The organism is Maribellus maritimus, from assembly GCF_022267315.1.
In the GTDB taxonomy this organism is placed as follows: domain Bacteria; phylum Bacteroidota; class Bacteroidia; order Bacteroidales; family Prolixibacteraceae; genus Draconibacterium; species Draconibacterium maritimum.
In genome coordinates, this window is record NZ_JAIKLE010000006.1 from 83,236 (window position 1) to 98,458 (window position 15,223).

At 34.8% G+C, this 15,223-nt stretch carries 7 protein-coding genes; 2 read left to right on the forward strand and 5 right to left on the reverse strand.

Going from position 1 to position 15,223, the window contains the following annotated elements; translation table 11 throughout:
- Positions 1-27: 27 nt before the first annotated feature.
- The 5 genes from K5G00_RS07445 to K5G00_RS07465 form a co-directional block, all read right to left on the reverse strand.
- Positions 28-4,404: a PAS domain S-box protein gene (locus K5G00_RS07445; protein WP_238765508.1), complete on the reverse strand. Its 4,377-nt coding sequence runs from the start codon at positions 4,402-4,404 to the stop codon at positions 28-30.
- 41 nt (positions 4,405-4,445) lie between these two features.
- The gene (locus K5G00_RS07450; RefSeq protein ID WP_238765509.1) at positions 4,446-7,796 is read right to left on the reverse strand and encodes a response regulator; all 3,351 of its coding nucleotides are present in this window, start codon (positions 7,794-7,796) and stop codon (positions 4,446-4,448) included.
- A 52-nt stretch (positions 7,797-7,848) separates the two neighbouring features.
- The gene (locus K5G00_RS07455) at positions 7,849-8,841 is read right to left on the reverse strand and encodes a PAS domain-containing protein (protein WP_238765510.1); all 993 of its coding nucleotides are present in this window, start codon (positions 8,839-8,841) and stop codon (positions 7,849-7,851) included.
- Positions 8,842-8,869: 28 nt separating this feature from the next.
- A complete protein-coding gene (locus K5G00_RS07460; protein WP_238765511.1) occupies positions 8,870-9,703 on the reverse strand; it encodes a CheR family methyltransferase in 834 nt (277 codons plus the stop codon).
- 210 nt (positions 9,704-9,913) lie between these two features.
- Positions 9,914-12,382 (reverse strand): T9SS type A sorting domain-containing protein, encoded by a 2,469-nt coding sequence (locus tag K5G00_RS07465; RefSeq protein ID WP_238765512.1) that lies wholly within the window; start codon positions 12,380-12,382, stop codon positions 9,914-9,916.
- 427 nt (positions 12,383-12,809) lie between these two features.
- Here K5G00_RS07465 and K5G00_RS07470 point away from each other — a divergent pair, with 427 nt between their 5' ends.
- Both K5G00_RS07470 and K5G00_RS07475 read left to right on the forward strand, forming a co-directional pair.
- A complete protein-coding gene (locus K5G00_RS07470; RefSeq protein ID WP_238765513.1) occupies positions 12,810-14,327 on the forward strand; it encodes a response regulator in 1,518 nt (505 codons plus the stop codon).
- A 5-nt stretch (positions 14,328-14,332) separates the two neighbouring features.
- On the forward strand, positions 14,333-14,977 hold the full coding sequence (locus tag K5G00_RS07475; RefSeq protein WP_158865862.1) for a response regulator: 645 nt from the start codon (positions 14,333-14,335) through the stop codon (positions 14,975-14,977).
- Positions 14,978-15,223: the final 246 nt, after the last annotated feature.

The window sequence follows — 15,223 nt, forward strand, 5'->3', positions numbered from 1 at the left end:
TTAACCTTATTTTATCGCCCCGGGAATTTAGTTTGAATAATTCAAATATTTTTCCATTTTCTCGATAAGATAATTTATTTGAATTGGCTTCGACAGATAATCGTCACAACCTGCTTTCAGCGCTTTCTCTTTATCTCCGGATACAGCATAAGCGGTTTGAGCAATAATGGGCATTTTGGGCAAGTGCGACTTAATTATTCTTGTGGCCTCGTAACCATTCATTATGGGCAGGTTTATATCCATTAATACCATTTTTATGTGCGAATCCGACATACAGATATCAACGGCCTCCTGTCCGTTTGCGGCTCGAATAATATTTATTCCGGCCCTTTCAAGAACCGTTTTTAAATAATAGTAGCTCGATTCATCATCTTCAACAACCAAAACCCGTCCGGATTTTAGACGATCCATGTTACTTAATTCCGATTTAACTTCATGAGTGTTGCTTTCACTCTTTTCATAAGGTATTGTGAAATAAAATGTGCTGCCTTTTTTTTCCTCGGATTCCAGCCAAATTTCTCCACCCAGAAGTTCTGTTAACTTTTTTGCCACCGATAATCCAATTCCTGCCCCCCCGTACCTTCGTGTACTTGTATCCTCAACCTGGCGGAAAATATCAAAAATCACATCTTGTTTATCCGAAGAAATTCCAATACCTGAATCTTCAACAAAAAAACGTATGAATGATTTGTCCTCCTCCTGAGTCAGTTCATATCCATAGTGAATATAACCACTGTCGGTAAATTTATATGCGTTTTTCAACAGATTAATCAATATCTGTTTTAATTTGTTTGCATCGGTGTAAACTAAAACTTCTTCGTTGTTAGCTGACTCAACATATTCTATTGTAATATCTTTTGATTCTTTATCGTTGATATTATCGATAACGTTATAAACATCGGTCAATATACTTTTCAGCTTTACATATTCCTTTCTAATTTTTGTTTCTCCCGACTCAATTAAGGTGATGTCAAACAAATCGTTCACAATACTTAACAAATGATTTCCGCTGCTATTGATTATCTTGCCAAAATTCGAAACATCTTCCGGAGGCAAGGTTGTGTCGAAAAACTCCGAGAAACCAATTATGGCGTTCAAAGGCGTCCGAAGCTCATGAGACATGGTTGCCAAAAATGATGATTTCAACCGGTCTGATTCGTTTGCTTTTTCCAATGCCTCTTTTAATTCTTCCTCTGCTTTTACCCGTTGAATCGCAATACTTATTTGTTCCGACACAAATTCAAGCATTTTCATATCGGCTTCACTAAAGGCATTTTCGTCCTTGTAGCTTTGTACGGCCAGAACTCCTGTTATTTTTCCTTCCGTTTTTAACGGAACCCCCAACCAGACTTTTGACATGCTGCCCATTTGTTCAAGTTTCCCTTCGGCAATGAGTTTATTTTTAACTTCAATATTTGCCAAAAGAGATTTCTGAGTATCAATTACATATTTTGTTAACGATTTTCCATGAGGAATATGAGTGTGATTGTCTTTTTCATCCGTAAAAAATGGCAATGAAATAGTATCAGTCTTTTCATCATATAGTGCGACGAAGAAATTGGTGGTGTCAATAATAATTCCCAATTCTTTTCGAATTAACTGGATCAGCCTTTCAAGATTAGCAGAGTTAACAACAGCATTGGAAATTTGATATAGTACGGTTTGAATCTGATTTGCTCTTTTTTGCTCAGTGATGTCTTCAACCATTGCGGTTTGAAACATCGGATTTCCCATATGATCGTGGATCAGCTGTGAGCGTATAAAAACATAAACAATGTTACCATTTTTATGAATGTATCTTTTTTCCAGATCAAAAAAAGAAATTTCGCCGTTAACCAGCAAGTAAAATTTGTTCGCATTTAAATCCACATCTTCGGGATGCGAAAAATCGTTAAAGTGACGGTTTAACATCTCTCCGCGAGAATAGCCTGTAATTTTTGACAAGGCTGGATTTATGTCGATAAACCTTCCTTCTAAATCGGTAATGCTTATTCCTACCGGAGAATTATTAAAGATAAGACGCAATTTTTCTTCACTCTCTTTTAGCGTTTTTTCCCATTTTTTCCGTTGGGAAATATCGACAATAACACCGCGCATTCCGGTGGGTTTATCTTTTTCAAAAATGACACTTGAATATACCAGGATAGGAAACTGTTCGCCATTTTTTCTTTGTGCAAGATATTCAGGGTTTCCACCTACATTTTGTAGCGAAATATTTTGGAGTATTCCATCTGCACGGTCCCTGTCTTCAGGAGCAATACCTTCTAAAATGTTAATGCCTCCGTTAAAGTCATTCTCATCGTATCCAAAGGTTTTCAACCCAAGTTCGTTTATGTAGGTCAAATTACCTTCAAGATCAGCTTCATAAATTATCTGGGGAAGGAGATTAGCCAAATCTTTAAATTTTCGCTCGCTTTCAATCAAAGCCTCTCTGGCGCGTATTCGTTCTGTTATGTCGCGAAGCGTTCCCTGAAAACCAACTAGATTGTCATTTTCGTCAAGCATCAGGCTCCCTGAAAATTCCACACTTATCTCCTTGTTGTTTTTATTGATAACCTTGCTTTCGAAATATATAGATGAGAACTTTTGATATTCCCTTATTGCTTTGCTTGTAAATGCACTGGCTTTTGTAAATTCATCTTTTGTAAAATGTGTAAACAGTTTTGTTCCAATCCATTCTTCAGGCTTAAACCCGGTAATGGTTTCCAGAGCGGGGCTCAAATAAGTAAATTTTAAATTTTTGTCTAAAGTCCAGATACAATCGACTGAATTTTTTGCCAAAAATCTGTACTTTTCTTCCGATTCTTTTAAGGCTTTTTCAGCAATCACCTGGTTTGTTATATCCGATATAAAACCTTCCAGTGCAATTACTTTGCCGGCTGTTTTATCATAAATCCCAACACCTTTTTCCAGTACATGTCTTATTTCGTCAGTAGCCGTTTTAATTCTGTATTTAATTTCAAATCCCTTATGCTTTTCAATAGCCAGGTTTATTTTGGAATTAACAATATCGCGATCCTCTTCAAGAATTATATCGTTGAATGAAAACTTGTTGTTCCATAAAACATCTTTAGATGAATAGCCTGTAAGATGCTCAAAACCGTCGCTTACAAACTCCATTGTCCAGTCTTTGTCTAACTTACACCGGTAGGCAATTCCCTGTAAATTATTTAGAAGCGTATTTAGTTTTCTCTCACTTTCTACAAGTTCCCTTTCTGCTCTCTTTTTTTCAGTAATATTTCTGGTAATATTTATGTGATGTTGTACGCCATCCAGTTCAATAACTGCCGCCGACATAAGACCATCTATAATTTCGCCAGATTTAGTCCTGAATTTTGCCTCAAAATTTTCGACTTTCCCTTCCTTTTTTAGCTGCTCAACGATTCGTTTTCTATCATCAAGATCTACCCATATATCTATTTCAAGAGAAGTTTTTCCGGTAATGTCTTCCTCTGAATATCCTGTAATTCTCGTAAAGCCTTTATTGATAGAAATATAAAGGCCGTCTTCAATCCGGTTAATATTCACAGAATCAGGACTTGTTTCGAATGCTTTCCTGAATCGTTCTTCGCTTTGTTTAAGCGCCTGTTCTATTTTTTTTCTTATCGTGATATCCTGAAAAACGCAAAAAGTTTGTTTAAACCCCCCTTCAATATCGTAGCCAATCCTTCCTTCCAGCAGAATGTCTAAATAATATCCCTCTTTATGCCTGATTTTAAAGAATACATTATGAACAGACCCAGTGTCTTTAAATTTTGGAAATTTATTTTGAAACTCTGTTATAAAGTCAGGATGAAGAAAATCTCCGAACCATTTACCAATTACTTCCTGTCTTTTATAGCCCAGTAGGTTTAACCAGGCCATATTTACATCTTTAAAAATACCGTCTTCGCTTAAAGAATGATAAGGAAGAGGCGCATCGTAATACAAAGCTTTGTATTTTTTTTCGCTTTCTTTCAATTCACGGGTTCTCTCCTCTACTAAAACTTCCAATTGCTCTTTTTCTGTTCTTAATTTGTCTTCTGCTTCCTTGATACGAAGCATTACATTAACCTGTGCCGAAAGTTCTACTGCTTCAATTGGTTTTGATAAAAATGCATCTGCTCCGGTATTCAGACCTTTTGCGCGGCTTAATGCGTCGGTTTTAATCGCAGTAACCATTATCACCGGAATGTGTTGGGTCGCCGTGTTTGATTTTAGTTGTCTACAGACCTCATAACCATCCATTCCAGGCATTATAATATCAAGCAGAATCGTATCCGGTTGTTCTTTTTTAGCCAGTTCAATACCTTCCTGGCCTGATTGGGCGAGGAGAATCCTGCAATCGGGAATATTGTTTTTTATGACGGCCTTAATGGTTATTAAGTTATCTACTTGATCATCTATGGCTAAAATGGTTTTCATTTCAAACAGTTTGGTTTTAATTTCAACAAAAGGTTAGATTTTTATTTCAATAAGTTTCTGATTTCATTAATTAAATTTTCAAGGTCAATTGGTTTTGACACATAGCCGTCAAACCCAAAATTTATGAATTTTTCTTTGTCTCCTTTCATAGCCTGAGCAGTAACTGCAATAACAGGGATATCACTAAATTCTTTCTTTTCTCTAACCTGAGATAAAAACCGGTTTCCGCTCATTTGAGGGAGTGACATGTCGACCAATATTAAATCGGGTCTTTTTTCATATATTAATTTTAGACCTTCCTCTCCGCTTGCTGCGTCCTTCAGCAAATATTTATCGGCCAACAAAGCCTTAATAGTTACAAGATTATCAATATTGTCTTCTACGATTAAAATTTCTATATTTTTGTCCGTTAACGTTTGTCGATTTTTTTTGTCAAGACCAGACTGATCTTTGACGTCCAGCAATAACTCTACTTCTGAAACTAAATGATTCAAATTTACATCTCCTTTTCGAATTATTGACTGAATGTTGAATTTCTCTAATTTTTCTGTTTCCTTTTGAGTTAAATACTTGGCCGTTAAGATTAGTACAGGAATTTCTTTTGTTTTTTTTGAATTTCTTATTTTTTTCAGAAACTCAAATCCATCCATTTCAGGCATCATCAAGTCTAGAATAATTCCCCGGGGGCGCAAATTTTCAATTTTTTTTAATGCTTCTAGTCCGTTTTCTGCCACAACAACCGAATATCCTTTCTTCCCGAGTATATTTTTCATTTGTATAACCGTATCGGGGTTATCTTCTACCATTAGTATTTCAATATTTTCTGTCGCCCCTGTCTCTCTTCTGGTTTTTGAAATACTTTTATCGCCATCTTCTTTTTGAATTATTTCTTTTGTATCCGATACATTTTCATCCTCCGTTTCTTTTTTCAGCGGAAGAGAAAGCGTGAACTCAGAACCATAGCCGAGTTTACTCTTAACAGAAATATTACCACCCAGGATTAACATTGTTTTCTTTGCAATTGCCAGCCCAAGTCCTGTTCCTTCATAACGCCGTGAAATCGATCCGTCAACTTGTCGGAATTCATCAAAAATATGCTCCAGCATTTCTTCCGATATTCCTATTCCAGTGTCTTCCACTTTAATTTTTACAAATTCCACATCATAACTTGCTGAAATAATTACCTCCCCGTTTTCTGTAAATTTTATCGCATTTCCGATTACGTTGGTAAGTACCTGATGTAACCTGAATTCATCCGTTATTACCATAGGCAAATCCTTGGGGACACGGACATCCAGTCTTAAATTCTTTTTTTCTGCAAGCGTTTGCAGATTTTCTGCGGTAGTGTAAAGTAAAGAAGCTATCGATACATTTTGAGGTATTATATCCATTTTGCCGGCTTCTATTTTCGATAAATCGAGTATATCATTGATAATAGCCAAAAGTCGCCTGCCATTTCTTTCTATAATTTCAAGGTAGTTGTTTTCCTCTTCGTTCAATTTTATTTTAGCCTGTTCAAGCAAAACTTTTGAAAGCGCCATGATGGAATTTAAAGGTGTGCGTAATTCGTGACTCATATTGGAAAGAAATTCGCTTTTTAGTTTATTTGCTTCTTCAACCTGCTTACGCTGGATTTCGAGTAAAACATTTTGTTTTTGCAGCTCGGTTGTTGTACTTTTCAACTCATTTGCCTGGTCTTGAAGTTCTTCAGCCTGATCCTGTAACTCTTCCGTTTGCTCTTCCAGTTGTTGATTGATTACGGTAAGTTGTTCAGACAAAATGCGGGTTCTTTCACTTGCCAAAAGGTTTGAATAAGAAGTGTTGATTCCGATTTGAGATTGTTCAATAACCTGAAGGCTTTCATTGTTAAACCTGGAAATACTAACCAAAGATATTATTGCAACTACTATATTATCGTTGACTATAGGGATAGTGATGATTTCGTTAGGGACCAACTCTCCTGCCAAAGTTTTATGCTTAAAAACAGTCTCCTCCGCAATATTTTTCAGATGATATATTTTTTTAAAAAAGATAGCCTGAGCAATTTCTCCTGCCGGGTTCTTTACGTCAAATGTTTCCAGCATTTTTTCATTTGCCCCGATTGAAAAGAAAGGTTCATAAACAGACTGGGCTTCGTTTAAAATATAAAACACCCCCATATTTGCATCTGAAATCTTCATCATCCGCCTTAACAAATTCACGCTAAATTCCTTCATTTCGTTCTGCTTTAGCATCGTTTCCGAAATTTTATGAATTTGACTTTGTATTTTTATTCTCGATTCTATTTCATCTGCCATGTTGTTAAATTCCAACTCGAGCATACCAAGTTCGTCTGTTGAATGAATTTCATTACGCTGTGAAAAGTCCCCCAATCTCATCCTTTGGGCAATGTCGTTCATTTGGACAATAGGAGTAGAAATTGATTTACTAAAACGCAACGTTATTACAATTATAGTGGCACCAACTAAAAGTAAAATAAGTATAAAACTGAATGCTGTTCTGTGCAAAGCAACATTTAACTCTTTAGTATCTTGTTTACAGATAAGTCCCCAGCCTGTTCTTGGAATGTAGGTATATGCTGCCAAAACTTTTACATCTCTGTAATCAGCAGTTTCTATTATTCCTGTCTCTCCTTTTGCTGCCTTTACTGCAGGTTGAGCTGTAATTTGTAAACGTAAAGGTGCGTTGCCAAACCAACGCAGTTCATTTAAAGCAACTACATCCTGGTTTACAATCAATGTTTCACCTGTTTTTCCCAGGCCAACACGGTTGAGTAATAGATTATAAAGCGAAATATCCAAATTGATTTGTGCAACGAGCACTCCAATAGCTTCGGAATTGCCTTCAGAAGCATAAACCGGCATTGAAAAATACATCTCCGGGTTTTGAGTCGCTTTTGAACGTGTAATTTTCGAGATGTATAACTCTCCTGTCTCCAGCGGTTGGGTAAAATATAGTTCTGTTGATTTTTCTTTATTTTTAAATTCCTGAGTTGTTGATATTTTAATCTTACCCGAAGTTGAACTTATTATAAATATGTGAGAATAATCTTTGTAGCTATTTAAGCTTCGTTTTAGTGATTCTTCCGCAATTACTATTTTTTCAAAATCACTGTCAGACAGTTTCTCTGTATTTAAAATCTTTTCTAAATTTTCAATTTCATAGTCATGGGCAATAACTTTCATGTCACCAGTTCTCTCGTCCAGCCATTTATTTACTTGATTGGCTTTTAAATCACGAATTGATACAAGTTTTTCGAAAGTATTTAGGGTGTTAACTCTTTGTCTTTCTACATAAAAGATAACCATTGATATTAATAACGGAATAAAGGAGGTTATGAGAAACCAAAATACAAGGCGGGATCGTATTTTTTTAAATTCGATAAACTTCATAATTTAAGCAGGCTTTAAACATCAATTTGGTTAAACATTTATTATTTTCAATTTATAACTTACCTCCAAGTGCTTTGACTTTATTTTGCAGCTCTTTTATCAACATTTCTCTGCCAACAAAAACTTTTAAAGCTTTATCCAGTTCTCTGTTTTTCTCTTGTAATTTTTTTGTCCTCTCTTCCACAATCGTTTCAAGATTTTTCCTGTGTAACTCAAGCTCATCTGCATTTTTTTTTCTTTCTGTGATATCAGTAACAAAGGCAAATAAGTGAATCAGATTGCCACTTTCATCAAATTTGGCTTTAACATATAATTCTACTGGAATAATTCTACCCGATTTGTGGATATATTCTTTTTCATACCTAACCTGTTTTTTTTCCAGGCATAATTCGCTGAGTATTTCCTCCTCTATATTTCTCCACTTTTGGGGAGTTAGAATAACATTCCAGCTGATCCCCCGAAGTTCTTCTTCAGAATATCCGGTTAAGTCTTCAAATGCCTTATTAAATAATTCAATACTGCCATTGGGATATCCTAATGCAAAAGCAAGAGGGGAATTGCGTAAAATATCAGCCAGAACCTTCTCGCGGGCAATACTTCTTTTTGATTTTTCTTCAGTTTCAATCCTTTTTGTGATATCCTGAAAGACACAATATGTTTGTTTAAAGCTTCCATCAGGATTATAAGCAATACAACCTTCAAAAGATATGTGGATAAAATGACCTTCTTTATGTTTTAGTTTAAAAATAACATCGTGAACATATCCCCGTTTTTTGAAGGCAGGGAAATTTTCATTAAAATGTGTTTTCCAATCAGGATGAAGAAAATCACTGAATTTTTTACCAACTACTTCTTCTCTTTGGTAACCCAATGTTTTCAACCATGTTGGGTTGATATCCAAAAATACACCATCCTCGTCCAATGATTGGTATGACATGGGAGCCTTCTCAAAAAAAGCCTGGTATTTTTCTAATTCTGAAAATTTGGCTTTTAATACCTTATTTTCTTCCCAAAGCTGCTCCATTGACGTCGCTTCATTTTTCATATAAAATATGATTTACAAACACCTTTAACTAGTCGCTCTTTACATAGATTTTACAGTAATTATTTTCACGCCTAAAACTGTATTTATAGTCTTTAATTATGGTTTCTGCCTCTCCCAAAATTAAGTAACCATTTTGATTTAATGAATTATACAACCTATCAAATATAAGCTTCTGTATTTCAATGTCATAATATATTAGGACATTTCTGCAAAAAACAATGTCAAACCCGCCGTAAATACTTTCGCTGGGGAAACGACTATGTTTATTTACCAAGTCGAAGAAAGAAAACCTGACCATCTTTTTTATCTCATCGCTCAAAATAAAATTATCATCTTCTGCAACAAAATATTTATTTAAAATGCCATATTTTATGTTTCTTAGGCTTGAAGCTTTGTAAATTCCTTTTCTTCCTTTATTCAAAGATTTTTCATCAAAATCGGTTGCAAATAAATTAATTTGAAAGTTGTTTTCTTTTCTGTCTAAAAATTCTTTGCAAATGATGGCAACAGAATAAGGCTCATCTCCATTTGCACAACCAGCTGACCAAATTCTGATGTTGTTTTCATTTTGTATCTTTTTTTTGTTCAGAATTTCTGGTATTATTTTTTTTCTGAGAAGCTCAAATGTTAGTGCATTTCGAAAAAAATGACTTACGTTAAGCGCTAAAACATCAAACAGGTTATTGAGCTCGGCAGGACTATTACGCAGGTATTCATAATATTCATTAAAGTTTTCGGTGTTTGTATAATAAAATCTTTTCTGAATTCTACGCTCCAGAATTTGTAACCTGTAACCGGAAAAATCGATTCCTTTCGTTGATTTCAAAAAATAAACAATTTCGTATATCTTTTGCTTATCCATTAGTTAAGTTTAGCTTAGCTTTTATCTTGTTCTCAAGATATTAGAAATTATTTAATTCCGACAGCTTTACAGCAAAGATTTTTTTGAGGTAACTACCATCGCCTCCACTATTTTGCTTCCACGTAAAATCTGAAGAAAAAGAATAACTATCTTAAAGTAATAGGTTACAACAACCTGGCTTGAGTAAAAGTAATGTAAAAAAATCCCGGATTATTTTTTTAAAATCTTTTGTATCAGTCTATTTGAATGATGATTGTTTATGTTGACTAAATAAAATCCCTTCTCTAACCCCGATAAATCTATTTCTTTTGTATCCAGAAAACTCTGTTTTTCCCAAATCTCGGTATAAATTACTTTTCCGGTCAAATCTAAAATTCTAATTTCTATATTTCCCGGTGCACCGTATTCTGTACTTCCATAATCAATATTTATCGAATTTGAAAAAGGATTGGGAAAAACAGCAATATTCCCATTCTTAGCCAGCTTATCCGAACTCGTATATGTTTGCTGAATTTCAAGATTGTCGATAGCCCAACCCCAGCCATTGACTGCTTTATCGGAGGAAAGTCTGAACCTGAAAACTACAACATCTTCTTCTTTAAATGTTGACTCTTCAATAATGTTAATTTTGTGTTGGCGGTACATTTCTTTCATCCGCGAACTAACTAATGTGCTATCGGTAGCAGAATATCCCAAAAAAAAGGAGTTCCATTCTTCGAAAATATTAGAATCATAACCTTTGGTAATCGGCAGCCAGGTTTTTCCGTAGTCTTTACTTCCTTCAATAATAACATAATCCCAAAAATATTTGTCAGTGTAACTTGCCCCGACTTCCGCCGGCTCCACGAGTACAATTTCGTCAAATTGCATTAAACCACCCTTTTTCAAAATAACAGGATACTTTAAAACCGCATAATGATTATAGTATTCACTTTCAATATCGGAGGTATGATAAGGGTTTTCTGTGTGTAAATTTCCGTTATTAAATCCAGTTGGTTTTGAGATAAAGAAATCAGATAATACAAAATCGTTTGTTGCTGCATCAAAATTGTTTTGATAGGATTCCACTTCGTTAAGCGCCTCAAAAATTTCGACTCTGTAAAAACCGTTGACTGGACTAGTGCTATAATTTCCAACCGTCGATTCATCTTTTGCCACAAGCCTGTATTCTACAAAGCTTGCATCATCAAACTCATCAAACACTGATATTTCTGCTGAAAAATAATCTTTTTCCGGGTGGATAGAATTTAACGATACCTCTTTTATTATACCATCTACTTTCAGTTCTGCTTTTACTTCGGCAACCCCTATATTGTCAGTTACCTGGGCAATTAAATCAAAATCAGAATTATTTTTTTCAATAAACTTTTTTGGATTATGAAATATTTCCGGAGGATAATAGTCAGGCCCAATACGAAAACTCATTTGTTTTTCCGGTGCAATAGAAGGGAATCTGAAGATCCTGTTATCTGTTGAATTCACTTCGAAATAATAGTGAATAAATCCCTGGTGAAAATCAAGTGGAAGTTCTCCATAAAAACTGTCGTTAGCAGAATTGTAGGAAAACCAAATCGTATCAGCAGTTGAAAAATTATCAGTCGAAAAAATAGCCTTGAAACTCGAAACATTTAAGGGCAAGTCAGAAGAAATTCCCACTGATAACGGAAATTTTTCACAGGGAATCTCAAAATCCTTTATTTCTTCAAAAGTAAAAGAAACCGACTCCCAACCTATTTCAGACAGCACTTTAATGGTTGTTTCTCCCGGATGATGGATGGCTTTTCCTTTTTTAGTTTCAAATGACATAAGCTCATTGCGGTTTGTCGATTCTTTAAAATGGTAAATGCTGGAACCATCTACCCACTCACCCGGAGAATAAATCCAGTCCAAAGTTTCCTGGCTATCAGAGACTGTATTGGTATGGTTCAACTTCAATTTATTGGAAGTTAATTGCTCGTGCAGTTCCACCGAAGGACTTTCGAAAAGTGCTTTGTTTGAAATTTGCTGTTCCAGGTCGTTAAAAACATGATAATCGTATATACTTGGCAGATTACTTGTATTATTAAAATAACCCATTCCATTTACATCTTTAAAAAAGCCATAAAAACCAAGCCCGTGCGCAATCTCATGCAAAACAGAAGTTACAAAATCGTAACTGGAGGAAGGAGTATTTCCATCAGTTCCCAAATACCAGGGTACATTTTTATTGAAACTACATATAATATCGGATTTCCCGGGATTAACCTCCTCTGCCAAAAGTTTTTCCACTAGTGCTACCGGATAATAAACTTCCGGGACAGGTGCTCCTTCAAAAATTCTAAAATTTAATGAAGGTCGACTTTCCGAAACGATGTAATTATCAAGTGAATCCCAACGGGCTATAATATGAATTGTTACCGGAGAAGAGAGAATGCTCTCCCAGATAGAAACTGCATATAAAAACGCTGTTTTTGCACTTTGTGGAAAATCAATAAATGTAACGTCAATATCCGACTTTTGCTCTGAAAGAGATTTAAGTTGACTAAATTCAACAGGTGGAGGGATAAAACACTTTTCTACACCGTCAGAAGCAATGTTTATTGCATTTGCACCGTCAACCCCCTGCATGAACAATTGCTTTTGCCCATTTACACTATTTGCAGAGATAATGCAAATGGCACCAAAAATCGCCCATTTCATTTTAATTTAAATTTTGGAAAGTTCGTAAATCAAATCATTCCCTTAAAGGTACTAGTATTCAATAATGTATGAAATATATTCAATCTTATATAAATGGTTATAATTGCTGATTTGTTGACTGAAATTTTCTGATCTCACCTTAAATAAAACTGATGATTTCAATTTATTTATTTCAAAAGCAAGAATACAGATAGTTTAATTTTCAAAATAGATACCCTACTGTATTATGTTAAGTTCGATTAAAAAAGTTAAATCTACCCTTTTAAATTGACGCTCAAAAACCTATCATTATTTAAAAAGTTTCAGGTTTTTTTATACTTTTATGGTTAATTAGTTCAATACAAATATTACTTTGGATTGAGCTTTAAAGGATGCTTGAATTTACATTAGAAAGATAAAATCGAAATAAATCTCTTTAAAATATTCTATGAAGAAGATCTTGGCCATTGATGACAGTGAGATCAATTTAGAATTACTATTTCGCATTTTTAAATTGCATTATCCGGAATATCAGTTTTTAAAAGCACTTTCGGGGAAACAGGGTATTGATTTGGCAATTAAAGAGCGACCGGAAATTATTTTACTTGATATTATTATGCCGGAAATGAATGGGTATGAAGTATGCAAATTTTTAAAAAAAGAGGCTACCACACAAGACATTCCAATAATAATGATCTCTGCTTTAGGCCAGAATTCAGAGGAAAGAACCAAGGGCTTAAATGTTGGAGCCGACGCTTTTATCTCAAAACCCTTTAGTCAGAGCGAATTAAGAGCGCAGATAAATGTAGCCCTGCGAATTAAAAAAGTTGAAGATTTACTGCGGAAACGGAATGAAAGTCTTGAGTTGTTTATTAAAGATCAAACAAATAAGTACCTGCAAAATGAAGAGAGATTCCTTCAGATATCTGCTCATGCACTTGAATTTTACTGGGAGGTAGACTCAAAAGGAGTTTTTACATATGTTAGCCCGGCCATTGAAAAAATTTTGTTTATAGAGCCCCAGAAAATTATTGGGGAAATGCATTACCTCGATTTTTTTCAGGTAAAAGACTGGAAAACCAAAAAAAGCAAAATCGAACTTAGTTTTATGGAAAGATCTAGTTTTAATGACTTCGAACTTGAACTGAAGCTGAGCAATAAAGGAAAAATCTGGCTGGCAGTAAGCGGTTTTGCTGTTTTCGATAAGAAAAATAATTTTTATGGTTTTCGTGGTGTTTGTTACGATATTACCACAAGGAAAAATGCAGAAATAGCCCTTAATAAAAATGTAAGACAAATTAAAAACTACCAAAAGAAATTAAAAAAATTAAACACCGAAATCACGTTGGTAGAGGAAAGGGAGAGACGGCGAATTGCAGAAAATCTTCACGACAGTTTAGGGCAAACGCTGTCTCTGGCATTTATTAAACTGTCATCAATAGTTGATGAAAATACGTCTCCACATGTAAGTAAAGTAATTGTGGAAACATCAGATTTGCTGGATAAGGCAATTTCAGAATCACGAACACTCACTTACGATTTAAGCCCGCCTATTTTGTACGAACTAGGCCTAATTGCCGCTTTTAAATGGAAATTGGAACAAATAAGCAAAAATAATGGAATACAAACAGCTTTGCTTGGTGAGAATCAAAATATAAATATAAAAAAGGAGTTCAATATATTTCTGTATCGAATTGTGAGTGAACTTCTAACCAACATCATAAAACACGCAAGTGCAAATTTAATTACGCTAAATATTCATAAAGGAAAAAAATATTACTATATTTCTGTTGAAGATGACGGTATAGGTTTTAAAAAATCAAGAAACCAAAAAGCTAGCAAAGAAGGAGGATTTGGTTTGTTAAGTATAATTGAACGTTTAGACAGTATTAAAGGACAGTTTAACATCGAATCGGAGCCGGGAAAAGGAACGAGAGCGACAGTATTAATCCCACTTGAAGAATAGAAATTATGACAATTAAAGTTTTAATCGCCGATGATCACCAATTATTTAGAGAAGGCTTGGTGAATCTGCTTACATCAGCTCCTGACATTGAAGTGATCGGGCAGGCTAAAGATGGAAAAGACGCAATGGAAAAAACATTCCAGCTAAAACCTGATGTGGTATTAATTGATATTGGTATGCCTCAGATGAATGGTATTGATGCAACCCGCCAATTAAAAAAGGAACTGCCCGATGTTAAAATAATAGCAGTTTCAATGCATTCCGACAGACAGTATGTAAAAGGTATTTTAGAAGCCGGAGCTGATGGTTATCTTCTTAAAAACTGTACCTATCACCAACTAACTGATGCGATACAGTCTGTCTTTTCCGGCAAAAAAATTCTTAGTGACGACATTACTGATCTGGTAATAAAAGGATATCTTGAACCAGCTGAAACTGAGGCCGATGGTTTTTCAGATTTATCGGAGCGTGAAGTAGAGATATTACAATTGTATGCAGAAGGTAAATCGACACGTGAAATATCCGAAAAATTGTTTATCAGTGTAAAAACAGTTGGAACCCACAAACAACATATTCTTGAAAAATTGAATCTTAAAAATAATGCCGACATTATAAAATTCGCTTTGAAGAAAGGGATGATCCATTTGTAATCTAAAATCAACAGTATACCTCCTAATTTATAAGCCTATTTGAAGGAAGAAATCAGAATTATTGTGCGCTAAATTCAGTTTTGGAAATTAGCTTTTTGTGCCTTCATTCCCTTAATTTGGTTTGTGTTTAGAACCAAGAATAATAGAAAATGAATTTTCCAAAATACTATTTGAAAAAGGAGTTCAAGATGCTTCTTCTTGACTCACAGGAAGGGGAGAAATGGACGGGAAAGAGGAGAAAACAAA